26 protein-coding genes and 1 other annotated feature are annotated in these 23,390 nt (G+C 37.5%); of the genes, 17 read left to right on the plus strand and 9 right to left on the minus strand.

Going from position 1 to position 23,390, the window contains the following annotated elements:
* Position 1 precedes the first annotated feature (1 nt).
* Together RBB48_RS00115 and RBB48_RS00120 are read left to right on the plus strand one after the other, a co-directional pair.
* Positions 2 to 691 carry a response regulator transcription factor gene (locus RBB48_RS00115; RefSeq protein WP_000821767.1) on the plus strand — a complete coding sequence of 230 codons (690 nt, stop codon included), beginning with the start codon at positions 2 to 4 and terminating at the stop codon, positions 689 to 691.
* A gap of 123 nt (positions 692 to 814) precedes the next feature.
* On the plus strand, positions 815 to 1,084 hold the full coding sequence (locus tag RBB48_RS00120) for a hypothetical protein (protein WP_097908099.1): 270 nt from the start codon (positions 815 to 817) through the stop codon (positions 1,082 to 1,084).
* 106 nt (positions 1,085 to 1,190) lie between these two features.
* Here RBB48_RS00120 and RBB48_RS00125 read toward each other — a convergent pair whose 3' ends face one another.
* The 5 genes from RBB48_RS00125 to acuA form a co-directional block, all read right to left on the minus strand.
* Entirely contained in the window at positions 1,191 to 1,604 is a 414-nt protein-coding gene (locus RBB48_RS00125; RefSeq protein WP_000660174.1) for a VOC family protein, read from the minus strand.
* A gap of 68 nt (positions 1,605 to 1,672) precedes the next feature.
* Positions 1,673 to 2,524 (minus strand): alpha/beta fold hydrolase, encoded by an 852-nt coding sequence (locus RBB48_RS00130; RefSeq protein WP_306007299.1) that lies wholly within the window; start codon positions 2,522 to 2,524, stop codon positions 1,673 to 1,675.
* 195 nt (positions 2,525 to 2,719) lie between these two features.
* The gene (acuC, locus tag RBB48_RS00135) at positions 2,720 to 3,886 is read right to left on the minus strand and encodes an acetoin utilization protein AcuC (protein WP_000092828.1); all 1,167 of its coding nucleotides are present in this window, start codon (positions 3,884 to 3,886) and stop codon (positions 2,720 to 2,722) included.
* The gene (locus RBB48_RS00140) at positions 3,883 to 4,527 is read right to left on the minus strand and encodes an acetoin utilization AcuB family protein (protein ID WP_000634566.1); all 645 of its coding nucleotides are present in this window, start codon (positions 4,525 to 4,527) and stop codon (positions 3,883 to 3,885) included. The genes acuC and RBB48_RS00140 overlap by 4 nt, the downstream gene beginning before the upstream one ends.
* A 17-nt stretch (positions 4,528 to 4,544) precedes the next feature.
* Positions 4,545 to 5,177 (minus strand): acetoin utilization protein acetyltransferase AcuA, encoded by a 633-nt coding sequence (gene acuA, locus RBB48_RS00145; protein WP_063222474.1) that lies wholly within the window; start codon positions 5,175 to 5,177, stop codon positions 4,545 to 4,547.
* Between the two features lie 176 nt (positions 5,178 to 5,353).
* Here acuA and acsA point away from each other — a divergent pair, with 176 nt between their 5' ends.
* The 6 genes from acsA to tyrS all read left to right on the plus strand — a co-directional run bounded on the left by acsA (position 5,354) and on the right by tyrS (position 10,623).
* Entirely contained in the window at positions 5,354 to 7,072 is a 1,719-nt protein-coding gene (gene acsA / locus RBB48_RS00150; RefSeq protein WP_046956190.1) for an acetate--CoA ligase, read from the plus strand.
* An 85-nt stretch (positions 7,073 to 7,157) separates the two neighbouring features.
* Positions 7,158 to 7,715: a maltose acetyltransferase domain-containing protein gene (locus tag RBB48_RS00155; protein ID WP_000845594.1), complete on the plus strand. Its 558-nt coding sequence runs from the start codon at positions 7,158 to 7,160 to the stop codon at positions 7,713 to 7,715.
* A 66-nt stretch (positions 7,716 to 7,781) separates the two neighbouring features.
* Entirely contained in the window at positions 7,782 to 8,237 is a 456-nt protein-coding gene (locus RBB48_RS00160) for a hypothetical protein (RefSeq protein WP_306007300.1), read from the plus strand.
* Entirely contained in the window at positions 8,218 to 8,763 is a 546-nt protein-coding gene (locus tag RBB48_RS00165; RefSeq protein WP_088064576.1) for an RNA polymerase sigma factor, read from the plus strand. The genes RBB48_RS00160 and RBB48_RS00165 overlap by 20 nt, the downstream gene beginning before the upstream one ends.
* Entirely contained in the window at positions 8,744 to 8,989 is a 246-nt protein-coding gene (locus RBB48_RS00170; RefSeq protein WP_088064575.1) for a hypothetical protein, read from the plus strand. Before RBB48_RS00165 ends, RBB48_RS00170 begins: the two co-directional genes overlap by 20 nt.
* Before the next feature lie 77 nt (positions 8,990 to 9,066).
* Positions 9,067 to 9,296 (plus strand) — a binding site (T-box leader).
* 70 nt (positions 9,297 to 9,366) lie between these two features.
* Positions 9,367 to 10,623: a tyrosine--tRNA ligase gene (gene tyrS, locus RBB48_RS00175; RefSeq protein WP_046956195.1), complete on the plus strand. Its 1,257-nt coding sequence runs from the start codon at positions 9,367 to 9,369 to the stop codon at positions 10,621 to 10,623.
* Positions 10,624 to 10,702: 79 nt separating this feature from the next.
* Here the strand turns inward: tyrS and RBB48_RS00180 are convergent, their stop codons facing one another.
* Positions 10,703 to 11,005 carry a YjdJ family protein gene (locus RBB48_RS00180; protein ID WP_088609305.1) on the minus strand — a complete coding sequence of 101 codons (303 nt, stop codon included), beginning with the start codon at positions 11,003 to 11,005 and terminating at the stop codon, positions 10,703 to 10,705.
* Positions 11,006 to 11,155: 150 nt separating this feature from the next.
* Between RBB48_RS00180 and RBB48_RS00185 the strand changes: the two genes are divergently transcribed.
* Positions 11,156 to 11,284, plus strand: a complete 129-nt coding sequence (locus RBB48_RS00185; protein ID WP_087985417.1) for a transporter — start codon at positions 11,156 to 11,158, stop codon at positions 11,282 to 11,284.
* 54 nt (positions 11,285 to 11,338) lie between these two features.
* Here the strand turns inward: RBB48_RS00185 and rpsD are convergent, their stop codons facing one another.
* Positions 11,339 to 11,941, minus strand: coding sequence for a 30S ribosomal protein S4 (gene rpsD / locus RBB48_RS00190; protein ID WP_000135322.1), 603 nt, complete (start codon positions 11,939 to 11,941; stop codon positions 11,339 to 11,341).
* Between the two features lie 400 nt (positions 11,942 to 12,341).
* On the opposite strand from rpsD, the gene megL reads away from it, so the two are divergent.
* Positions 12,342 to 13,520 (plus strand): methionine gamma-lyase, encoded by a 1,179-nt coding sequence (gene megL, locus RBB48_RS00195; protein WP_088609304.1) that lies wholly within the window; start codon positions 12,342 to 12,344, stop codon positions 13,518 to 13,520.
* A gap of 62 nt (positions 13,521 to 13,582) precedes the next feature.
* Here megL and RBB48_RS00200 read toward each other — a convergent pair whose 3' ends face one another.
* Positions 13,583 to 14,062, minus strand: a complete 480-nt coding sequence (locus tag RBB48_RS00200) for a GAF domain-containing protein (protein ID WP_087985415.1) — start codon at positions 14,060 to 14,062, stop codon at positions 13,583 to 13,585.
* A gap of 147 nt (positions 14,063 to 14,209) precedes the next feature.
* On the opposite strand from RBB48_RS00200, the gene refZ reads away from it, so the two are divergent.
* Positions 14,210 to 14,848, plus strand: a complete 639-nt coding sequence (gene refZ / locus RBB48_RS00205) for a forespore capture DNA-binding protein RefZ (protein ID WP_087985414.1) — start codon at positions 14,210 to 14,212, stop codon at positions 14,846 to 14,848.
* Between the two features lie 11 nt (positions 14,849 to 14,859).
* On the opposite strand, the gene RBB48_RS00210 is transcribed toward refZ, so the two are convergent.
* Positions 14,860 to 15,804, minus strand: coding sequence for a DMT family transporter (locus RBB48_RS00210; protein WP_088609303.1), 945 nt, complete (start codon positions 15,802 to 15,804; stop codon positions 14,860 to 14,862).
* Between the two features lie 124 nt (positions 15,805 to 15,928).
* Here RBB48_RS00210 and RBB48_RS00215 point away from each other — a divergent pair, with 124 nt between their 5' ends.
* The 6 genes from RBB48_RS00215 to mbcS all read left to right on the plus strand — a co-directional run bounded on the left by RBB48_RS00215 (position 15,929) and on the right by mbcS (position 23,324).
* Positions 15,929 to 16,771, plus strand: a complete 843-nt coding sequence (locus tag RBB48_RS00215; RefSeq protein WP_088064571.1) for a LysR family transcriptional regulator — start codon at positions 15,929 to 15,931, stop codon at positions 16,769 to 16,771.
* A gap of 207 nt (positions 16,772 to 16,978) precedes the next feature.
* Positions 16,979 to 18,691 carry a septation ring formation regulator EzrA gene (ezrA, locus tag RBB48_RS00220; RefSeq protein ID WP_060486568.1) on the plus strand — a complete coding sequence of 571 codons (1,713 nt, stop codon included), beginning with the start codon at positions 16,979 to 16,981 and terminating at the stop codon, positions 18,689 to 18,691.
* A gap of 228 nt (positions 18,692 to 18,919) precedes the next feature.
* Positions 18,920 to 20,062: a cysteine desulfurase family protein gene (locus RBB48_RS00225; protein ID WP_064460176.1), complete on the plus strand. Its 1,143-nt coding sequence runs from the start codon at positions 18,920 to 18,922 to the stop codon at positions 20,060 to 20,062.
* 6 nt (positions 20,063 to 20,068) lie between these two features.
* Positions 20,069 to 21,283 carry a tRNA uracil 4-sulfurtransferase ThiI gene (thiI, locus tag RBB48_RS00230; RefSeq protein WP_060486566.1) on the plus strand — a complete coding sequence of 405 codons (1,215 nt, stop codon included), beginning with the start codon at positions 20,069 to 20,071 and terminating at the stop codon, positions 21,281 to 21,283.
* An 80-nt stretch (positions 21,284 to 21,363) separates the two neighbouring features.
* Complete coding sequence (locus RBB48_RS00235) at positions 21,364 to 21,561, plus strand: alpha/beta-type small acid-soluble spore protein (protein WP_000091640.1); 198 nt, start codon at positions 21,364 to 21,366, stop codon at positions 21,559 to 21,561.
* A 176-nt stretch (positions 21,562 to 21,737) separates the two neighbouring features.
* Positions 21,738 to 23,324, plus strand: coding sequence for an acyl-CoA synthetase MbcS (gene mbcS, locus RBB48_RS00240; RefSeq protein ID WP_087985410.1), 1,587 nt, complete (start codon positions 21,738 to 21,740; stop codon positions 23,322 to 23,324).
* Positions 23,325 to 23,390 lie beyond the last annotated feature (66 nt).

Below are 23,390 nucleotides of genomic sequence, written 5' to 3' on the forward strand. Positions count from 1 at the left end.
AATGAAGAGAATTTTACTAGTAGAAGATGAAATAAGTATTGCAGAATTACAGAGAGATTATTTAGAAATTAGTGATTTTCAAGTCGATGTAGAACATTCAGGAGAAGTAGGTCTACAAATGGCTCTTCAGGAAGATTATGATCTAATTATTTTAGATATTATGCTTCCGAAAATGAACGGTTTTGAAATTTGTAAACAAATACGTGCTATAAAAGACATTCCGATTTTACTTGTTTCAGCAAAGAAGGAAGATATAGATAAAATTCGCGGACTCGGTTTAGGAGCGGATGATTATATAACGAAACCGTTTAGCCCGAGTGAATTAGTCGCAAGGGTAAAAGCTCATATTTCTCGTTATGAAAGATTATCAGGAAATGTGAGTAAGCAACGTGATACGTTATACATTCACGGAATTTCTATTGATCAGCGAGCGAGAAAAGTTTTTATAAACAATGAAGAAATTGCGTTTACAACGAAAGAATTTGATTTATTAACATTCTTTGTAACGCATCCAAACCAAGTATTAAATAAAGAACAGTTATTTGAACGTATTTGGGGACTAGACTCAGCTGGTGATTTAGCTACTGTCGTTGTTCACATTAGAAAACTACGCGAAAAAATTGAAAGAGATCCCGCCCACCCGCAATATATTGAAACAGTATGGGGAGCTGGTTATCGCTTTAACGTGTAATGCACCTGCCGAGTAATTGGCAGGTTTTTTATGTTATTTGAACAAAAAGGGAATAATAGGTAATTTATGTTAAAATATAAAGAGAGATAAAACATAGGGGAGTATGAGAGGGCGTGCGACATTTTGAGAGATACATTAAAAGATAATAAATTAAACAAGGCTTTAAAGATTGGAACTAATATCATACTTATCTTATTAATTATCGGTGCAATACAAATGTTTTATGATGGAGATTCTACGAATGATCATTTCGGTTGGTTATTTATGATGGTCTTTTTTGGAATTAAAATAATTTCTAGTTTTATGATAAGTTTAAAAGAAGGAGATAAAAAGGCAGTATTATTTGATGTAGGTTTAATGATTTTTTTGTTCTTCTTGTTGTTTCTAGTGTGAAATATTTCTTTTGAAGGTTAATATATTCATTAACGAGGCTTTAATGGAATAAGCCTCGTATCTTTCTATGTTATTTAATACTTACGTCTGATTGTAAAAAATCACTCTATATTAGGTATTTTTCTTTGAAAATAGGACTTAATTCACTCCAAACATCAAATTTATTACCATCTAAATCATAAAAAACAAAATTCTTCCCAGCATGCCCTCTGTTTTCAATCTCTCCAACTAGAATTTCCTTTTCAATAAATTCACTATGAATTGATTCTAGTACATGTAATCCGTTAACTTCGAATGTTATAGAAAAGCGTTCTTCACCGTGAAAATCAAAAAAATTTAAGGTTTGATTATCTTGGGATTTAACTAGAAAAAAGCTTTGATTTGCAAAGTTAATAATAGCTTTGTCTTCGTCTTTAAAGTTCAACTCTGCTCCCAATTTATTTACATACCAGTTTAAAGAAAGCTCTACGTTGGTAACTGGAATATAAGTCGTTCCAACTCTTAATAATTTTTCTTTCACCCTATTTTCCTCCTTTAGCAAAACAGCACTAATAAACTTGTTCTCTCTTCCTAGACTTATTGCCTTTGTTAGTCCTTAATTTTCTTTTTAATCCCAAAAAATTCTTGAGTAATAGAAGTAAACCGACTGGATTCTTCTAAAAAAGGATAATGGTTACTCTCCTCAAATATCACAAAGATAGAATTACGTATGCCATCATGCATCTCAATAGAATACTGAATTGGGCACTGTACATCATGTCTTCCGCATATAATAAGTGTCTTTGTTTGGATGGAAGGTAAATGCTCTCTTAAATCAAATGAAGGATATTCATTGGCGAAAGCATTCATCCGGCTAGCGGACATTGTTTTTTGGATTGGTTTACTAAAATAAGAGTTGTAGTTTTCTGGTTTATACAATGATAATTTTGTTCTATTAGTAGATAGTTTTTTTCTTTCTGCATTTGTAAGGCGAGGGGTTTTTAAGTTTTCGATGAGCTTTTGCATATAATGAAACTGTGGATGTGTCGGGTGATAAATACAAAATGGTGTTTCGGTATAGTTACTTGCTGCAGCTCCAACGATGACTAATGATTGTAAGGAATTTGGATATGTAATCGCATATAAAAGCCCAAGCATACCGCCTGTTGAGTGGCCAGCGAAATGCCATGTTGGGAGTTGTAAAGCTTCCCGTATTGCTTCTAAGTCGTGAACGGTTTCAATCATACCTAATTCTTTTTCTGAATTGGCTTTTGCTGAGTTACCAGCGTTTCGTAAATTAATGAGCAATACACGATGCATAGCAGTGAAAACATTCGCAAAGTAATCACCAGTTTCATTAAATTGTGAATAGTGATGTGTAATGCAAAGCGGTTCGCCACTTCCTTTTGTAAAGATTTCAAATGTGCCACGTTTCGTGTTGATTATTTGTTGTGTCCACATAATATCACGACCTTTTCTGATAAAAGTTGGACCACTTAATTATGAAATAAAATATATCAGCGATTTTCGAAATATATCGGCGGTTATTAAAATATATCAGCGATTATCAAAATATATCGACTTACCGACAGAAACCGACAATAATAGCAAGCTATAAATAAAAGGAGGCTATTCAAAAACGAGCCTCCTTTTCGTTTAGTACAAAGATTTTGTCATATTATTCCGAATTATTTCAAGGGATTTCGTTACAGTTAATGCGTTCTTTTCTTCAATTTCTGGTTTACGGGGGATCGGTTTATACATGTTGTCTGGATCTTCCCATGTGAGGGGAAGTTCTGTTTCAGCTTGTCCTTTCCAAGCGTCAATCCATTCTGGAGGGAGATAACCTGAGATGTTTTGGATGTTGTTCATTTCGAGCCAAATGAGTGCCCAAGCTCTTGGGACGACGCGCCAGTGGTCATAGCCACCGCCGCCGACAGCGATCCAGCGACCTTCGCAATATTCATTAGCGATTTCGCGAGCGAGCTTCGGTATTTCACGGTAAATATTCATCGTTGCGCAAAGGTGTGTAAGTGGGTCGTAATAATGTGCGTCAGCGCCGTTTTGCGTTAAAATAATATCCGGTTTAAAGTATGCGGCAACTTCTTTTACGACAGTGCGATATGAATTTAAAAACGATTCGTCTTCTGTAAAGGCATCGAGTGGAACGTTAAAAGAATAACTATAGCCATTACCTTGTCCGCGTTCATTTACAGCACCAGTTCCAGGGAATAAATAACGCCCAGTTTCATGTAGTGAAATGGTGCATACGTTAGGATCGTCGTAAAAAGACCACTGTACACCATCACCGTGATGAGCATCTGTATCAATATATAAAACACGTAAACCGTATTTTTTCTGTATATATTTCATTGCGATGGAACTATCGTTATAAATACAAAAGCCAGATGCCTTGCCGCGGAAGCCATGATGTAAGCCACCGCCTAAATTAAGTGCGTGTTTTACTTTCCCGGAAAGAACAGCGTCGACAGCAGTTAACGTACCGCCAACGAGTAATGCGCTTGCTTCGTGCATATTTGGAAACATCGGTGTATCTTCTGTTCCGAGTCCATATGTCATCGCAATTGATTTTTCTAACTTACCTTCTCCAGCACGTTTTACCGCATTTATGTACTCCTCTGTATGAACGTAGGCGATCTCTTCATCTGTAGCCATCCGTGGTGAGATGATTTGGGAGGGAGAGATAAAACCGCCCTTTTGTAATAAATCATACGTAAGTGTGACGCGTAGTTGGTTAAAAGGATGATCAGGGCTAAACGAATAGCCCCGAAAGTCATCCGAATAAATAAACGCGCTACTCATGCTTGCATCCCCATAATGTTCGGCCATAATACGCGGTAGCCTTCTGCTTCAAGTGCATCAATCACTTTTAGCGGATTCATCGTTTGAATGCGGAAAACGAGTACTTTATCATTCTCATCTTTTGCTGGATAGACGAGAACGCTCACGATATTTATTTGCAAGTCACTAAAAATAGCAACGACTTTTCCAAGAATACCAGGTTCGTTTTTTACTTGAATTTCAATTTGTGAACTTGGTTGATGTGCTCCTGTTAATTTCACTAACGTGTGCAGTACAGTAGATTCAGAAATGATTCCAACTAGCTTGCCAGCCTTTGTAACAGGGAGACAGCCAATTTTATTTTCAAAAAATAAAGTAGCAATTTCTTCAACGAAATCGAGAGGATGGCAAGTCATTACAGGATGTTTCATAATAAGTTCAAGTGGTTGCTTCAGCATATCGAGTGAAACTTGTTCATCTAAAATAGACGGACTTGCATCTCTTACATCCCGATCAGAAATAATGCCTACGACATGATTATTTTGATCGACAATTGGAATGTGCCGAATGCCTTTCGTGCGTATCGTTCGGATTGCTGTTTCGATTGTATCGTTTGGATGTAGTGTCACCACATCTTGATTCATAATTTCTTCTACAATCATTCCAGTTGCCCCCTTTATTAATACATAAAACGATTGTGAAAACGTAGACGATCAAATGCTTGAATAGAATCCGTATCAACGCGTTTACCGATGCGGACCATTAAACAGTTAGCAGGATGTGAACAAATTTCAGGATCATCTGTAGCCATCCATTGTAAGCCACCAGCATTCATCATCTTTTCCATTACTTTTCGGTACTCCCAAACATTTAAGCCTGTTTGTTTTAAATCCCAGTGCCAATAATATTCAGTCGTCAATATAATGTAATCTTCCATATAATCGTCCATCATTGAAACTTCTAATAAGTTCTTTCCGACAGCGCAACCGCGGAAGGCGGGGACAACTTCAATTGCCCCGAGTTCAATTAAGTTTTCAATCTTTCCTTCTGACCATCGTTCGAGCGGATCAGGATATAAGTATGTAACATATCCAACAATCGTTTGGTCATGTCTTGCAATAATGAGACGAGCTTCTGGTAATTTAGAAATTTCGACAATTGCTTTATATTGCTGCTCGGCAGGACGAAACGCAACTAAATCGGGATGAAATTCATACATTTCTAAGTTATGTGTAGAGACAGGACCTTCAATAATTAAAGTGCCTTTCGCTGTTTTTAAGTTTCTAGCATTATATATTTTTTTATGAATCAATGTATTACTCACCACCTTGAGGGTTTGTGAATCTATTAATATCGTACTTTATAATATATGCGATGTGAATCGAAATTTGTCATTAAAAATTTGTCTAAAAATCAACAAATATACTGAAAATTTTAAATAATATCATTATAATAGATAATAGAATACATAGGAGGGGGATGTAAAGTATGAAAGTAGAAACGCTTCCTGTCATTAAAGGAGAAAATAATTTGCCGAATTATGATGAGGCATACGCGAATTTTAACTGGGAAGAGGTTAATAAAAACTTTACTTGGAATGAAACAGGCCGAGTAAATATGGCGTATGAGGCAATTGATAAGCATGCGAAATCCGATCGTAAAAATAAAGTAGCCCTTTATTATCAAGATGGATCGCGAAAAGAGAAATATACATTTAAGGAAATGAAGGATTTTTCTAATAAAGCAGGAAACGTCCTGAAAAATTATGGCGATGTAGAAAAAGGCGATCGCGTTTTTATTTTTATGCCGCGTTCTCCAGAATTATATTTTGCCCTTCTTGGTGCAGTGAAATTAGGAGCAATCGTTGGTCCGCTATTTGAAGCATTTATGGAAGGCGCAGTTCGCGATCGTTTAGAAGATAGCGAAGCGAAGGTGTTAATTACAACTCCTGAATTGTTAGAGCGCGTACCATTAAATGATTTACCTGCTTTAAAAACAGTCTTCCTTGTTGGAGATAATGTAGAAGAAGGCGGTAAAACGGTAGCGTTCAATCCTTTATTTGAACAAGCTTCAAAAGAATTACATATCGAATGGTTAGGCCGTGAAGACGGTTTGATTCTACATTACACATCTGGTTCTACTGGTAAACCAAAAGGTGTTCTTCATGCGCAGAACGCAATGGTTCAGCACTATCAAACGGCGAAATGGGTATTAGATTTAAAAGAAGATGATGTATATTGGTGTACAGCTGACCCAGGCTGGGTAACTGGAACGGCTTACGGTATTTTCGCACCGTGGTTAGTTGGAGCATCCAATGTTATTTTAGGTGGACGCTTTAGCCCAGAAGCGTGGTATGAAGCACTGCAAGATTACGGTGTAACAGTTTGGTATAGTGCACCAACAGCATTCCGTATGTTAATGGGAGCTGGACAAGACGCAATTAAAAAATATGATTTATCACAAGTTCGTCACGTATTAAGCGTTGGTGAACCGTTAAATCCAGAAGTAATTCGCTGGGGTATGAACGCATTTGGACTTCGTATTCATGATACGTGGTGGATGACAGAAACAGGTGGACAAGTTATTTGTAACTACCCTTGTATGGAAATCCGTCCAGGTTCAATGGGTAAACCAATTCCAGGTGTGAAAGCAGCGATTGTTGATAATGAAGGAAATGAAGTTCCTCCATACACAATGGGTAACTTAGCAATTGGTAAAGGTTGGCCAGCGATGATGCGTGGAATCTGGAATAACCAGCAAAAGTATGAATCTTACTTTATGCCGGGAGATTGGTACGTATCAGGTGACTCTGCTTATATGGATGAAGATGGATACTTCTGGTTCCAAGGGCGTATTGATGATGTAATTATGACGTCAGGTGAGCGAGTTGGTCCGTTTGAAGTAGAAAGCAAATTAATCGAGCATGCTGCTGTTGCAGAGGCTGGTGTAATTGGTATTCCTGATCCAGTGCGCGGAGAAATCATTAAAGCATTTATCGCGCTTCGAGCAGGATACGAACCATCTGATGAATTAAAAGAAGAGATTCGTCAATTTGTAAAGAAAGGCCTAGCAGCTCATGCAGCGCCAAGACAAATTGAATTTAGAGATAAATTACCGAAAACGAGAAGTGGTAAAATTATGCGCCGCGTATTAAAAGCGTGGGAATTAAACTTACCAACAGGTGACTTATCAACGATGGAAGATTAAGAGAGGAAGGTCTGAACGAAATAACGTTCAGACCTTTTTTTATGTTATTATTAACTTATATATATAAGTTAAAGGGGGTAATAAAATGAAAACAGAAAAAGAAAAGATGATACTAGGAGAAATGTACATACCAGCTGATCCAGTTTTAGTTCAAGAGAGGGAGCAAGCTCGTATATTAACGAGAAAATTAAATGAAACGCCAGAAGTACAATTAAAAGAGCGTAGCGAAATCGTAAAAGAACTATTCGGAACGACTGGAGATAACATTCATCTTGAATCTTCTTTTAGATGTGATTATGGCTATAACATTCACGTTGGCGAAAATTTTTACGCGAACTTTGACTGTACCATTTTAGACGTATGCCCGGTGACAATCGGAGTGAACTGTATGTTAGCTCCAGGAGTTCACATTTATACAGCAACACACCCGCTTGATCCAGTAGAGCGCATAAGCGGATCAGAATACGGGAAACCAGTTACAATTGGTGATAACGTATGGATTGGCGGAAGAGCGATTATTAATCCTGGTGTAACAATTGGAGATAATGCGGTGATCGCATCTGGCGCCGTTGTAACGAAAGATGTGCCGGATAATGTAGTAGTTGGCGGAAATCCTGCGAAGATTATTAAAAAAATAAAATAATATTTGAACGAAGTGCCTTCCTCGTCTGTATACATTTATGAAAGAATAGATGAGGGAGGCTTTTATATGTCTAATAAATTACTTCTTGCTTTTGCTTTAATTGGAATTATAGTCGTATTTTCTTGTGGTCTTTTCTTACCGATGCCAATCGGATTTAAAGTATCAATGATTACAGCTGGGGTCATGATGATTGTTATGTTTTCAATCATTATTCCATTTGATAGAAAACATATAGTAAGAAAAAATGGATATAAAATTGATTTTACAAAAACAAAAGTGTATTTTCGCTGGAATGTATTTGATACAATTTCGGCTTGTCTTGCAGTGTATGCATGCATATGTGTGCAAGCATTAAATATTTTAGTTTCAACCAGTCATACAATACAAAACCCGTATGTTCAATTTTTTACAAATCAATCACAAGTATGGATTATTGTCGCAAGTGTATATTTAATTTCCCGTATTTCGTTAACGTTAAAAGGAATAAAGGAGATCAAAAATCATGGCGCAGATTGGGATTGAGGAGGAGCTCATGCTTGCGTATCAAAGTGGAGATAAACAGGCGGGAGAAAAACTATATGTTTTAATCAAACCAGCGCTATACACATTTTTGTATCGATTTAACCGAGATGAACAATTAAGTATCGACCTTGTGCAAGATACGTTTTTGACGTTAGAGCGTAAGAAACATATGTATGAACTTGAAAAAGGCAAAATAAAAACGTATTTATTTCAAATTGGTTATCGTCTCATGATTAATAAATTAAATAGAAGAAAAAAGTGGCATACGCTTTTGCCATTTTTAGTGCCGATTCAGGAAAAAGAATTTTCCCACGAAGATCGGCTCACAGTAAGAGAAGCAATTTTGAAAGTTCCGGAAGAGCAGCGAGCTGTCCTTATTCTTTCTTATTATCATGATATGCAGCAAAAAGAGATTGCTGAGATATTAAACATTCCGATTGGAACAGTGAAGTCGAGACTTCATAACGGGATAAAGAAATTGAAACAATTGCTGGAGGTGGATGAAATTGAGCGAAAATCCCTTTAAAAGTGAATATAAATTAAAGCAGCATTTAGATAGTGATTATGTAGAAATACCAGATTTTCCAAAAACGGTAAGTCGCTTCGATCGATTAATCGGATTTCTTGGTTCTCCAGCGAAAGATCCTGTGGAGGCGACGATTGGGAACGATTTATCTGTTGTGTTTCATGTATCGTTATTAGTTGGAGTTCCAATTCTTTCTCTTATTACGATACTCTTTGCGACGTTGTAAAGGATTAGCAAGAAGAGAAACTCGACCTCTATTTGACACGCCTATATAAATGATGGTATAAAGAAAAGTATATGAATAATTGAGCGTGGAAAGGGAGAAGTAGTGATCATTTCCCTGTTTTAGAGAGCTGATGGCCGGTGAAAATCAGCACATAGATGATCGCGAATTACGCCCCTAGAGCATCTTTTTTCGATTGAATTGTATTCAAAAGGGAAAAGACGGTGCTAAGCCGTTATGTAAATAAGGTGGTAGGCTTTTTTTTGCCTGCAACTAGGGTGGTAACGCGATAATCAAAATCGTCCCTTATTTGAAGGGGCGATTTTTTTATGTTTTCAACCTTCACGCCAGTAATGAACTTAAAGGAGAGTATGTAGGATATGGGTATTTTACAAGATCTTGAATTTCGCGGTCTAATTAATCAGCAAACAGACGCTGAGGGACTTGAGCAATTATTAGAAAAAGAAAGCGTTAAATTATACTGTGGTTTCGATCCGACAGCGGATAGCTTACACATCGGTCATATGTTACCAGTATTAATGTTACGTCGCTTCCAATTAGCTGGTCACCAACCAATTGCACTTGTTGGCGGTGGTACTGGTATGATCGGTGACCCAAGTGGTAAAAAAGCAGAACGTACATTAAATACGAAAGATACAGTTGCTTACTACACAGAAAGCATTAAAAACCAACTTTCAAACTTCTTAGAGTTTGAAAACGTGGACAACCCAGCAACAATGGCTAACAACTATGACTGGCTTGGTAACTTAGATGTAATTTCATTCTTACGCGATATCGGTAAAAACTTCGGTTTAAACTATATGTTAGCAAAAGATACAGTAGCATCTCGTTTAGATACTGGTATTTCATTCACTGAGTTTAGTTATATGATTTTACAATCATACGACTTCTTAAACTTATACCAAAACCATAATTGCCGCTTGCAAATCGGTGGTAGTGACCAATGGGGTAACATTACAGCTGGTCTTGAATTAATCCGTAAATCAGAAGAAGATGCGAAAGCATTTGGTTTAACAATTCCACTAGTTACGAAATCTGACGGTACGAAGTTTGGTAAAACAGAAGGCGGCGCAATTTGGTTAGACCCAGAAAAAACAACTCCTTACGAGTTCTACCAATTCTGGATTAACACAGATGACCGCGACGTTGTTAAATACTTAAAATACTTCACATTCTTATCTCATGAAGAAATTCTTGAGCTTGAGAAGCAAGTAGCTGAAGCACCAGAAAAACGTGCAGCACAAAAAGCATTAGGTGCTGAAATGACAAAACTTGTTCACGGCGAAGAAGCATTAGAGCAAGCGATTAAAATTTCAGCTGCATTATTCAGCGGTTCTGTAGCAGAACTGACTGCAAGCGAAATCGAACAAGGGTTCAAAGACGTACCATCTGTAGAACGTACTGCAGAAGATACAGTATTAATCGACTTACTTGTAGAAAGCAAAATCTCTCCATCAAAACGTCAAGCACGTGAAGATGTAACGAACGGCGCAATCTACGTAAACGGTGAGCGTACACAAGCATTAGACTACGTTGTAACAGAAAACGACCGCATCGAAGGTAAATTCACAATCATTCGCCGCGGTAAAAAGAAATATTTCTTAATTCGTTACTAATCAGAAACGAATATAAAACAAATAGTACCCCGAATTGTAGGCTGAAAAGTTTATGATTCGGGTTTTTTTATGTATGAATTTAGATTACCTTACGAGTTCTTGTAAATAGAATATGAAGAATTAATATGAGCATATAAAGTAAGCTACTGAGCATAACAATAAATGCTGTTGGATAAAATTTTGCTGCATATATAAAGAAATCGATTTGATAAATATCTTCGTAACTTGAAACGGTGCCTTTAAAGTAATTCGTAAACTTAGCGCTATATTTCCATTCATCAGGATCATCTATTAAATTACTTCCCTGATACCAATTAATAAGTGCGGAAGTAATAAACAGCATACATGCACTACCTAATTGAACCATTTGATTTATTGTCAAAATGAATCAACCCCCTATTTTATGGTTATTATAGCGTGCATTCGTATTCCTGTAACCTTTTTGTTGTAATCTCCTTTTCGAGTTCATACGGAAATCACATGTAAGCGGTATGATAAATGTATAACAACTAGAAAGGAGTGGTAAAACAAAATGTCACTAGAAGCGCTCATTATTTTTTCTTTGCTAAACGCGGGTCAGCTTGCAGAGAATTCGAAGGTGGATGTACATAAAGAGCAGAAAGATGCTTATGTATACGTTCAACAAGAGGAAAATAAATAATTTTATTTTATATATAAACGAAAAAAGCCAATCCAGAGGATTGGCTTTTTGTCATTAACGAGAGTAGAACTCTACGATTAATGCTTCGTTGATTTCAGCTGCTAACTCAGAACGCTCAGCGTGACGAGTGTAAGTAGCTTCTAATTTATCAGCATCGAAAGTTAAGTATTCTGGTACGAAGTTGTTAACTTCGATCGCTTCTTTAACAACAACAAGGCTGTTAGATTTTTCGCGAACGCTGATTGTTTGACCAGGTTTTACACGGTAAGATGGGATATCTACGCGAGATCCATCAACTGTGATGTGGCCGTGGTTTACTAATTGGCGAGCTGCACGACGAGTGCGAGCTAAGCCCATACGGTAAACTAGGTTGTCAAGACGAGCTTCAAGAAGGATCATGAAGTTTTCGCCGTGCTTACCAGGCATTTTACCTGCTTGGTCAAATGTGCGACGGAATTGACGCTCAGTCATGCCGTACATGTGACGAAGTTTTTGTTTCTCTTGTAATTGTAAACCGTATTCTGAAAGTTTCTTACGTTGGTTAGGACCGTGAGGACCTGGTGCGTAAGGGCGTTTTTCTAATTCTTTTCCTGTGCCGCTTAGAGAGATTCCAAGACGACGAGACAGTTTCCAAGCTGGACCTGTATAACGAGCCATAGTTGACTCCTCCTTTAAAAATGTTTTTATTTACGTAAAATAAAAACAGACGTAATCGATATTTACGGGCATTTTGTTTTCATGTACCTTCGCTCCAGCAGCAGGGAGTTACGAGATACACCTCCGTAGAGGAACAAAATACAAACGATAAACTCACATTACAAGGCTGCCTTTTTATTTTACACAAACGCTATTATATCTTTTACCCAGAGTTTCGTCAAGCAAGTACGTTTTTGTTTTATGCATATAAATTTTGGAAATGAACAAGAAGGAATTTAAAACGATATAAAAGAAGTGATAGAAACACAAATGAAACGCTTACATAAAATATAGTAAAAAATGTTCATTAATTTTTTGTTGATGAATATGCGGGAATAAAAACATAAAAGGGGATGTTTTTATGAAAAAGAAGCATATGGAGACAGCGTTAATTCATCACGGGTATACATCTGAGGAACATAAAGGAAGTTTAACACCACCGTTATTTCAAACGTCTACATTTACATTTGAGACTGCGCAGCAAGGAGAGGCGAGTTTTGCGGGAGTGGATCCGTCTTATATTTACTCAAGACTTGGAAATCCAACTGTAAAATTATTTGAAGAACGTATGGCGGTGTTAGAAGGAGGAGAAGAAGCACTTGCTTTCGGATCAGGAATGGCAGCTATTTCAGCAACGTTAATTGGCTTTTTAAAAGCTGGAGATCATATTATTTGTTCAAATGGATTATACGGGTGCACGTACGGTTTTTTAGAAGTGTTAGAAGAGAAATTTATGATTACGCATTCGTTTTGTGATATGGAGACAGAGGATGATGTCGAAAATAAAATCCGTCCGAATACAAAGATTATTTTCGTTGAAACACCGATTAATCCAACGATGAAATTAATCGATTTAAAACAAGTTATTCGGGTTGCGAAGCGAAATGGCTTACTTGTCGTTGTTGATAATACGTTTTGTTCACCTTATTTACAAAGACCGCTTGAACTTGGTTGTGATGCGGTTGTTCATAGTGCGACAAAATATATTGGTGGTCATGGCGATGTTGTGGCGGGTGTAACGATTTGTAAAACGAAAGCATTAGCTGAAAAAATTCGCCCGATGCGTAAAGATATCGGCGGCATTATGGCGCCGTTTGATGCGTGGTTATTGTTACGTGGATTAAAGACGTTAGCGGTAAGGATGGACCGTCATTGTGATAATGCAGAAAAAATTGTCTCGTTTCTGAAAAATCATGATGCGGTAGAAGGTGTTTGGTATCCAGAAGGGGAGTTAGCATCTCGCCAAATGAAACGGGGCGGTGGTGTGATTTCTTTTTCAATTAAAGGCGGAAAAGAAGAGACGCAAGCGTTTATCAATGACCTTCACTTTATTACAATTGCCGTAAGTTTAGGGGATACAGAAACGTTAATTCAGCACCCAGCAACGATGACACACGCTGCGATTCCAACTGAGCTAAGACAAGAAATGGGTATTTACGATAATTTAATACGTTTATCTGTCGGTTTAGAATCATGGGAAGATATCGTTTCTGATTTAGAACAGGCACTAAAGAAAGTATCTACTGTTAGTAATCAATAAAAAAGAGTGAGCTATCGGTTTCGTACGTGATGTACGCAATCGATAACTCACTCTTTTCTTTTTTAAATATGTTTTAGGAGTGTTTCCACAAACTTTTCTAAATAGCGCTGATCTACTTCATCAAAACGATTTTTTTCAGGGCTATCAATATCAAGTACACCAATGACATTTCCTTCTTTCACGATCGGTACAACGATTTCTGAATTCGAAGCACTGTCGCAAGCGATATGTCCTGGAAATTGGTGAACGTCTGCTACAAGCTGCGTTGTTTTTGTTTCAGCTGCAACGCCGCAAACGCCTCGTCCAAATGGAATGCGCACGCAAGCAGGCATTCCTTGGAAAGGTCCAAGAACAAGCTGATTTCCGTCTGTTACATAAAAGCCAACCCAATTCACACGATCTAAAAATTGATTTAATAATGCGGACGCATTTGATAAGTTTGCGACTACGTTCGGTTCGCCAGTTAATAATGCATCCAGTTGTTTAATTACTGTCTCGTATTGCTCTTCACGAGAACCTGCATAACTTTCTTTTGTAAACATGGAAACAACTCCCTTTTTATCGAGATGTGTAAAATATTAGCAAAATACAATGTATTTCACATGACTTTGTCGATAGAAAATTAAAGGAATTTGTCTTAAAAGTCAAGAAATTTAAACTATAGCTGTTCAGTGAGAGGAAGTGAGCGCATGAAACAGACGAAACAAAAAGTAATTGATGCGGCAATATCGTTGTTTAACACGAAAGGTTATGATGGAACGTCGGTGCGAGAAATTGCAAAGCGAGCGGATGTGAATGTAGCGAATATTTCATATTATTTTGCTGGAAAGCAAGGTTTATTAGAACAGCTTATTACTGACTTTTTAGAAGGATATATTCATGTGATTGAAATGTCGTTCGAACAGAGAGAATATTTGTCTGCTAAAGATGTGATGGTGCAAATGGTGCGTGAGATTTTACGATATCAATTTGAAAATAGGGAACTGACACGTTTCTTCTACCGAGAGCTTTCACTTGATACGACATTAATTCGCGAAGTGATGACCATTTACTTTTCTAAAGAAAGATATTATATAGAGCAAATGATTAGACAGGGACAAATGAAGCAAGAGTTTAAAAAGGTATCTTTTACAATGTTTATGACGCAATTAAAAGGTATGATGAATATGCCGTTTTTATATCCACAATATATATCAGAAGTGCTGCATTCTTTTCCGTCCGAGACATTTTTCATAGAAATGTACACGAAAGAAATTGAACAATGGATGGAGCAAACATTATGTATAACGAATATGTACTATGAATTGCCAAGAGCTGTTCATATGTGAAAAATCCCCACCTAACGAACTGAGGTGGGGATTTTTGTGCTTTCTTTCCTTTGCCATGCATTGTTGCATAATAGCGCAATAATTGTTAATGAGGCTCCGGCAATTTCAATTTTGTCGACTGTATAACCTCGAAAGATGGAACCGATAAGTGCAAGTACAGGAACTAAATTCATAAATAATATGCCGTTAATAGATGAAATATAGCGATTTCCTGTGTTCCAGCAAAATACAGCGATAACACCTGCAACAATCGACATATACAAGAGTTCAAAACGAACGCTCATAATGGTACGAAGTGACGGCATAGTAACGATGTTTGTGTACGTGAAGAAAGCGACAATAACGATGAGTGAAATGGAGCCGAATAAACAAGTTAACGTCGTATATCGAAGTGGTGACCAAGATTGAAAACGAGCACCACCGTTCGTGTAAATGACCCAGCAAGTAACACCGCATAGCATAAGTATATTTGTTGAGAGGTGACTGGCAGATCCAAATAATAAGTGAATATTTCCTTTTGAAATGACGAGCATAACACCGAGCAATGCAACGAACATACAAAGGAATGTGTAGTTTTGTGGGCGTTTGTTTTTTGTTATCCACTGCAATAATAAAGCGATGAGTGGCATAAGAGACTGAATCATCGCAGCATGAATGGCCCCAGAAGGCCCAGCAAGTTGTTGGCCGTAAAAAATGAGAAAACCATATCCAGCGAAACCGACTGTTCCGTAAAAGAATAACGAAAGTGTTCTTTTCTCTAAGCGGAGTGAAGTTTTTCCTTCAGTAATGAATAGCAAAATAAGAAAAATAATAGCTGCTGATCCGTATCGGATAGTTGTGAAGAAGAACGGATCAATAAACTGCAGGGCATTTGCCATGACAGGAAACATAAATCCCCAAGCCGTTACGGCAAGTAAGCATAGGAGGGATCCGAGTAGCATTTGTTTTTTGTCCAAGAGTATCTTTCCCCTTTACATTTCGTTATAGTAAGTTGATGAAATAAGTATAAAGAGTAATTGTTTATAGAAGGAAATATCGATTTTTTATGACAGTTATAACTTTATGTTAGAGGTGTGTACGATGGATTTGGAGGCAGTACGATCGTTTCTTGAAGTAAAGAATACGCGAAGTTTATCAAAGGCGAGTAAGCTTTTACATATTTCTCAACCGGCGCTTAGTAAACAAATTCAAAGGTTAGAAGCGGGCTTAGAGGTTACTTTACTGAAGCGTTCCGCACAAGGAGTGGAGTTAACAGAAGCTGGAGAGTTATTTATAACAAGAATGTTACCGATTTTGGAACACATATATGAAGTGAAAGCCGAAATGAAGAATTTTCAAGAGAAGCGGAAAATTTCTATAGGCATATTGCCAAGTTTAGCAGCTCATTACATATCAAAATGTAAAGATGTATTAGGTGACGGATTCGAAGTAGAATGGAAAATTGAGCATACGAAAGTACTAATGGGACTCTTTAAAGAACGGAAGATTGAAGCGATGTTCGTCGATTCAGTAGTAGAAGACGCTACGTGTATAAAAGAAATGCGAGTAGAAAAAATTGTTTGTGTCGTTTCAAATGATCATCTTTATAAAGAGAAAACAGTGATCCGAATGGAAGATTTGCAAAATGAAAAGTTAATCGTATACCCAGAAATCTGTGATGTAAGGAAAATGATTACGAATATGTTTCAGGGGATAGGTGCGAAACCAATCATTGCATTTGAAACTTCTTATGCAGAACCGATGCTTGCGATGGTCGGAGCTGGACTTGGTATTACGTTACTTCCAGAAATGTCAGTAAAGCAAGCGGTAAAGCAAGGGAATGTGCATGCGATTTCTATTGAACCACCACTTGCACGCAAAATTTATTTCGTATCCCATATGGAAGAGAACCCGTTATTGCAATCATTTGATGATGGAAGCTAATCCAAACAGAAGATTGAGAAAGATTACAATTGCATTGAAAGAAACATGAAATTTTAAAAAAAACTAGGTCAAAAACAAGCCATTACATGGTATGATTAGTACATTGTTAGTTGTTAAATATAGGGGGATTCCCTTTTTATACATAATGCCTTCCATTTCATAAACGGAACGGACAAAAAAAGAGATATAACTAGGAGGCTTTTTTGCATGGATTCTATCCTGACGATCGTTATCATTGTAGTAAGCTCTATTCTAGTGCTGCTCATGATAGAGCTTGTGATAAGAAATCGTTCATATAAAGATATTGAAGCACTGGAGCAGTGGAAACAAGAGATAAAAGATAAACCTGTGGCAGATGAACTAAAACGGGTGAAAGATTTAAACATGACGGGTCAAACAGAAGAACTGTTTGGTAAATGGCGTGAAGAATGGGATGAGATTGTATCAACAACCCTTCCGAAAGCAGACAAAGATTTAGCGCAAGCGCGAAAATTCGCCTCGCAATTCTCCTTCCGAAAAGCAAAGCATGCGATGAATGAATCCATAAGTGGTTTAGATGACGCTGATAATCGTATTACAGATATTTTAAATGAATTACAGCAATTATTAGAAAGCCATGAAAAAAATAGCTCGGAAATTGAAGAGTTACGTGATACATATCGTAGTATGAAGAAGAGTGTTCTTGCTCATAGACATATGTATGGAGCAGCAGAGCAGAAAATCGAAGAGATGCTAGATGCTGAATCTAATAAGTTTAAAAGCTTTGAAGAGGCAACAGATAATGGTGACTATTTAAAAGCGAGAGAAATTGTTATTAGTTTAGAAGAAGGTTTGGCAAGCTTAGAAATCATTATTCATCAAATTCCGGATTTATTGGTAGAGTGTCAAGCGACGTTACCAGTTCAGCTGGAAGATTTATTACAAGGACATAATGATATGGTAAGACAAGGTTATGTATTAGAGTATTTGGAAGTCCCTAAAGAAGTTCGTGATATGACGACACAACTACACACATGTTTAATGGATATACAGGAGCTTCATATAACAGAAGCCGCTGAAAAAGTAGAAAACTTAAAAACGCGTTTAGATGGCTTCTATGATCAACTGGAACAAGAAGTACATGCGAGACATTATGTGGAGCAAAAAACACTTTCTGTTTATGAAGACTTAGAAGAAATTCGTACTGAAACGATTGAAACAAAAGCAGAAACACAACTTGTGAAACAAAGTTATCAGCTACAAGATAAGGACATTGAGTCTCAAAAAGTAATTGAAAAGCAAATGCATATTTTAACGAAACGTTTTGAAATGCTGCGATTACGAGTTGCGGAACAAGATATAGCCTTCTCTATTATTCGTGAGGAACTAGAAGAGGTTTATGAGCAATGTGAAACGTTAAAAGTACTTCATGCAGAATATAAAGAAATGCTGCAAACGATGCGTAAAGAAGAATTTGAAGCACGTGAGAAGTTACAAGAAATGCGAAATATCATTTTTGAAACGAAACGTTTTATGCAAAAGTCGAATTTGCCAGGTCTTCCAGAAAGCATTATGGAAGATTTACAAAGAGGACAAATGGCAATGCAAGCTGTATATGAACAGTTAGAAGTGAAACCGTTAAATATGAATGCTGTAAATAGCAGTTTAGAAGAAGCGTACACAACTGTTAATGGTGTAGCTGAAATGACAGAAGAGTTAATTGGACAAGCGTATTTAGTTGAAAAATTAATTCAATACGGTAATCGTTACCGCAGTCATGATGAGAACCTTGCAGAGAGCTTAAATTATGCGGAGAAATTATTCCGTGAATATCAATACGATGCAGCTTTAGAACAAGCGGCTTCTGTACTAGAGCAACTTGAACCTGGCGTTGTTCAAAAAATAGCTGAATATGTAGACAATGAACAAACCCTTTCATAAGGGTTTGTTTTTTTGTGTAATTTTGGGGACGATGTTGCTATAATGAATAGCGGAATACAGTAAGGTTATTCGTTTTAAAATATAGTGAAACTGTAGTCAGTAGGGTCATCCTCGCTAATTATCGGCCTTCACAATCGGGATAAAATGGAACCTTTGAGTAGTCTTAGCGTAATTACACGTATTTGTGATATGATTATATGATGTGATAGCGCTGAAAGGGGAAGAACGATGATCTATTTTGATAATAGTGCGACGACGAAGCCATATCCAGAAGCCCTTCAATCGTACGTAACGGTTGCTGGAAAATATTTTGGAAACCCTTCTTCTATTCATTCGCTTGGAGGAGAGGCAGAGCGTCTATTAACACAATCAAGAACGATTGCAGCGCAGCTTCTTCACGTTAAACCTTCTGAGATTATTTTCACATCAGGTGGAACGGAAGGGAATAACCTTGCGATTAAAGGAATAGCGATGAGGAATCGTTCGCGCGGTAAACATATTATTACAACAAATATTGAACACGCGTCTGTGTTTGAAGCATATAAACAATTAGAAGATCTCGGTTTTGATGTAACATATTTACCGGTTAATGAGCATGGTGTTGTATCGGTAGAGGATGTAAAACGAGCACTTCGTGAAGATACGATTCTTGTGTCAATTATTCACGTGAACAACGAGACTGGAGCAATTCAGCCTGTTGCTGAAATTGGAACGTTATTATCGAACTATCCGAAAATAAGATTCCATGTGGACCATGTACAAGGGATAGGAAAAGTACCGCTTGATTTATATGCTTCTCATATTGATCTTTGCTCAATATCTGGACATAAATTCCACAGTGTAAAAGGAACGGGTCTTCTTTATGTACGTGATGGCGTAAGATTAGATCCAATTTTATCAGGTGGTCAACAAGAGCTTAAGTATCGCTCTGGTACAGAAAACTTACCTGGCATTGTAGCGATGGTGAAAGCACTTCGCATGACAATGGAACAAGTGAAAGAAAAGATAGCTCATTTGCAAAATTTACAAACAGAGCTTGTCCGTTTCTTGAAAGAGATGGAAGATGTAACGATTAATACGTCGCTTGCATATGCAGCACCGCACATTTTAAATGTGTCATTTGTTGGTTTAAAACCAGAAGTGGTCGTTCATGCTTTAGAAGAGCACGGTGTATATGTATCGACGAAGTCTGCTTGTTCTTCAAAAGCAAATGAAGTGAGCAGAGTGTTAGTGTCAATGGGAGTACCCCATGCCGCTGCTGCAAGTGCTATTCGTATTAGTTTGGCACCAGAAAACACGATGGAAGAAGTAAAACAATTTGAAGGTATTGTGAAAGAGACGATGCCAAAATTATATGAAGTGATGAGGTAAAGGAATATGATGACATATGAATATATTTTAGTTCGTTATGGAGAGATGACGACTAAAGGTAAGAACCGCTCTAAATTTGTAAGCACATTGAAAGATAACGTAAAGTTCAAGCTGAAAAAGTTCCCAAATATTAAAATCGATGCAACGCATGACCGTATGTACATTCAATTAAATGGCGAAGACCATGAAGCAATTTCTGAAAGATTGAAAGATGTATTCGGTATTCATAAGTTTAACTTAGCGATGAAAGTACCATCAGAATTAGAAGATATTAAAAAGGGTGCATTAGCAGCTTTCTTACAAGTAAAAGATGATGTGAAAACTTTTAAAATTACAGTGCACCGTTCTGATAAGCGCTTCCCAATGAAGACGATGGAGTTACTTCCAGAAATCGGTGGACACATTTTAGAAAATACAGAGGATATCACAGTAGATGTTCATAATCCAGATGTGAATGTACGTATAGAAATTCGCAGTGGTTACAGCTATATTATGTGTGGTGAGCATATGGGAGCTGGTGGTTTACCAGTTGGTGTTGGCGGAAAAGTAATGGTACTTCTTTCTGGTGGTATCGATAGCCCAGTAGCAACGTACTTAACGATGAAACGCGGCGTGTCTGTGGAAGCAGTTCATTTCCATAGCCCACCTTTCACAAGCGAGCGTGCAAAACAAAAAGTAATCGATTTAGCACAAGAGTTAACGAAGTACTGTAAACGTGTAACGCTTCACCTTGTTCCATTTACAGAAGTGCAAAAAACGATTAATAAAGAAATTCCATCTAGCTATTCAATGACAGTTATGCGCCGTATGATGATGCGTATTACAGAGCGTATCGCAGAGGAGCGTAATGCACTTGCAATTACGACTGGTGAAAGTCTTGGACAAGTAGCAAGCCAAACGTTAGATAGTATGCATACAATCAACGAGGTAACAAACTATCCGGTTATTCGTCCACTTATTACGATGGATAAATTAGAAATTATTAAAATCGCTGAAGAAATCGGCACATATGATATTTCAATTCGTCCGTACGAAGATTGCTGTACAGTATTCACACCAGCAAGCCCATCGACGAAGCCAAAGCGTGAAAAAGCGAATCGTTTTGAAGCGAAATACGATTTCACACCATTAATCGATGAAGCTGTAGCGAACAAAGAAACAATGGTATTACAAACGGTAGAAGTAGTGGCGGAAGAAGACAAATTCGAAGAACTTTTCTAAAACCATAAATTACCATATCTAAAACGTGTATGAAGTCATGTTATTTATCACACTCTATACTCACAAGGAGGTGATATAACATGTCACGTAGCACAAATAAATTAGCGGTTCCTGGTGCTGAATCAGCATTAGACCAAATGAAATACGAAATCGCTCAAGAGTTTGGTGTTCAACTTGGAGCAGATGCAACAGCTCGCGCTAACGGTTCTGTTGGTGGTGAAATCACTAAACGTCTAGTTTCACTAGCTGAGCAACAATTAGGTGGTTACCAAAAATAATCCCATATAAGATGGCTTAGAAAGAGCGGGTTTTCCCGCTCTTTCTTTTTGTTGTTTGCATCGGTATACATTCATTTCGACATAGACATAAAAAATTTGTCAAAAGAAGAGGGTTCAAAATTAACTGAAAATTCTTTATTATATAAGGGAGGCATAGAAATGGAGGAGGATATTGTATGAAGAGAGAGGAATTGTTGGCGCCACCGTCTTATAATTTAGTTTCTGAAATAGAGAAATATACAGGTGATAAAGATAAGCTTGCTTTAATTTGGCAAGATGATAAAGGGAATAGACGAGAAGTTACATACGCTGAGCTTATGAAAGGTGCGAATAAAATTGGAAACGCTTTTATAAAGAGTGGTCTGCAAAAAGGGGACAAGCTCCTCATTATGATGCCGCGCTTAATTGAAGCGTACATGACGTATATCGCTGCGATTAAAGCAGGATTTGTCGTAATTCCGAGTTCGGAAATGTTGCGCAAAAAGGATATAGAATATCGCATTGGGCACGGGGAAGTAAAAGCAATCGTAAGTTATGAGCCGTACATTGGGCAGTTTGATGATATAGAAGCGATGGAATCTCTTCAAAAATTCGTTCTGAGCGAGCAGTCAGTAGATGGATGGATTAATTTAAAAACAGCGTTAGAAACAGAAAGTGACATGTTAGAAATGGCGAAGACTGATAAAGAAGATATGGTCTTTTTATCTTACACGTCAGGAACGACAGGAAACCCAAAAGGTGTTGTTCATACGCATGCGTGGGCATACGCTCATTTGCGCACGAGCGCTCCAAATTGGCTCGGAATTGAAGAGGATGATGTTGTATGGGCGACGGCTAGTCCAGGTTGGCAAAAGTGGATTTGGAGCCCGTTTTTAGCAACTCTCGGATCAGGAGCGACAGGATTTGTATACAACGGTAAATTTGAACCAAAAACGTATTTAAACTTATTAGGTGATAATAAGGTGAATGTGCTTTGTTGTACGCCGACTGAGTATAGATTAATGGCAAAAGTAGAAGACTTAAGTGAGTACAATTTAGAAGCGTTACATAGCGCTGTATCCGCAGGTGAGCCATTAAATAGAGAAGTCATTGAAACGTTCCAAAAGCACTTTAATATTACAGTAAGAGACGGCTACGGGCAAACGGAAAATACATTGCTTGTTGGTGTAATGAAAGGGATGGATATTAGACCGGGATCAATGGGAAAACCAACGCCAGGCAACCACGTTGATATTGTAGATGAAGAAGGTATTCCGGTACAGGTAGGAGAAGTTGGTGATATCGCAGTTCACATTGAAACGCCAGCCCTCTTTAAACAATATTATAAAGACGATGAGCGCACAGCGATGCAATTCCGCGGTGATTATTATATTACCGGTGATAAAGCGAAGAAAGATGAAGACGGCTATTTCTGGTTTGAAGGGCGCGGTGATGATATTATTATTAGCTCTGGTTATACAATTGGGCCGTTTGAAGTAGAAGATGCGCTTGTAAAACACCCTTACGTAAGAGAGTGTGCGGTTGTCGCAAGCCCTGATGAAATTCGCGGAAGTGTCGTGAAGGCATTTATCGTATTAAGAGAGAATATAGACAAGAATGAAGAAACATTAATTCCAGTACTCCAACAACACGTCAAAGAACTCACTGCACCATATAAATACCCTCGCAAAATTGAATTTGTAGATGAACTACCGAAAACGATTTCCGGAAAAATTCGCCGTATTGAACTTAGAAAACAAGAGATGGAGATTCCGTCAAAATAATTTTGAAAACAGTGAAGGAAATAGTTGAATGAAATGCCAAACAATGATAATATAAAAACGAACACA

The organism is Bacillus sp. MMSF_3353 (assembly GCF_030733445.1).
GTDB lineage: Bacteria > Bacillota > Bacilli > Bacillales > Bacillaceae_G > Bacillus_A > Bacillus_A wiedmannii.

Bases quoted from the DNA above. Each gene is read 5' to 3' on its own strand.
- RBB48_RS00115 (WP_000821767.1), top strand. From the start codon at position 2: ATGAAGAGAATTTTACTAGTAGAAGATGAAATAAGTATTGCAGAATTA.
- RBB48_RS00130 (WP_306007299.1), bottom strand. From the start codon at position 2,524: ATGTGGACACAACAAATAATCAACACGAAACGTGGCACATTTGAAATC.
- acuC (WP_000092828.1), bottom strand. From the start codon at position 3,886: ATGAGTAGCGCGTTTATTTATTCGGATGACTTTCGGGGCTATTCGTTT.
- RBB48_RS00140 (WP_000634566.1), bottom strand. From the start codon at position 4,527: ATGATTGTAGAAGAAATTATGAATCAAGATGTGGTGACACTACATCCA.
- acsA (WP_046956190.1), top strand. From the start codon at position 5,354: ATGAAAGTAGAAACGCTTCCTGTCATTAAAGGAGAAAATAATTTGCCG.
- RBB48_RS00155 (WP_000845594.1), top strand. From the start codon at position 7,158: ATGAAAACAGAAAAAGAAAAGATGATACTAGGAGAAATGTACATACCA.
- RBB48_RS00160 (WP_306007300.1), top strand. From the start codon at position 7,782: ATGTCTAATAAATTACTTCTTGCTTTTGCTTTAATTGGAATTATAGTC.
- RBB48_RS00165 (WP_088064576.1), top strand. From the start codon at position 8,218: ATGGCGCAGATTGGGATTGAGGAGGAGCTCATGCTTGCGTATCAAAGT.
- tyrS (WP_046956195.1), top strand. From the start codon at position 9,367: ATGGGTATTTTACAAGATCTTGAATTTCGCGGTCTAATTAATCAGCAA.
- RBB48_RS00185 (WP_087985417.1), top strand. From the start codon at position 11,156: ATGTCACTAGAAGCGCTCATTATTTTTTCTTTGCTAAACGCGGGTCAG.
- rpsD (WP_000135322.1), bottom strand. From the start codon at position 11,941: ATGGCTCGTTATACAGGTCCAGCTTGGAAACTGTCTCGTCGTCTTGGA.
- megL (WP_088609304.1), top strand. From the start codon at position 12,342: ATGAAAAAGAAGCATATGGAGACAGCGTTAATTCATCACGGGTATACA.
- RBB48_RS00200 (WP_087985415.1), bottom strand. From the start codon at position 14,062: ATGTTTACAAAAGAAAGTTATGCAGGTTCTCGTGAAGAGCAATACGAG.
- refZ (WP_087985414.1), top strand. From the start codon at position 14,210: ATGAAACAGACGAAACAAAAAGTAATTGATGCGGCAATATCGTTGTTT.
- RBB48_RS00215 (WP_088064571.1), top strand. From the start codon at position 15,929: ATGGATTTGGAGGCAGTACGATCGTTTCTTGAAGTAAAGAATACGCGA.
- ezrA (WP_060486568.1), top strand. From the start codon at position 16,979: ATGGATTCTATCCTGACGATCGTTATCATTGTAGTAAGCTCTATTCTA.
- RBB48_RS00225 (WP_064460176.1), top strand. From the start codon at position 18,920: ATGATCTATTTTGATAATAGTGCGACGACGAAGCCATATCCAGAAGCC.
- thiI (WP_060486566.1), top strand. From the start codon at position 20,069: ATGATGACATATGAATATATTTTAGTTCGTTATGGAGAGATGACGACT.
- RBB48_RS00235 (WP_000091640.1), top strand. From the start codon at position 21,364: ATGTCACGTAGCACAAATAAATTAGCGGTTCCTGGTGCTGAATCAGCA.
- mbcS (WP_087985410.1), top strand. From the start codon at position 21,738: ATGAAGAGAGAGGAATTGTTGGCGCCACCGTCTTATAATTTAGTTTCT.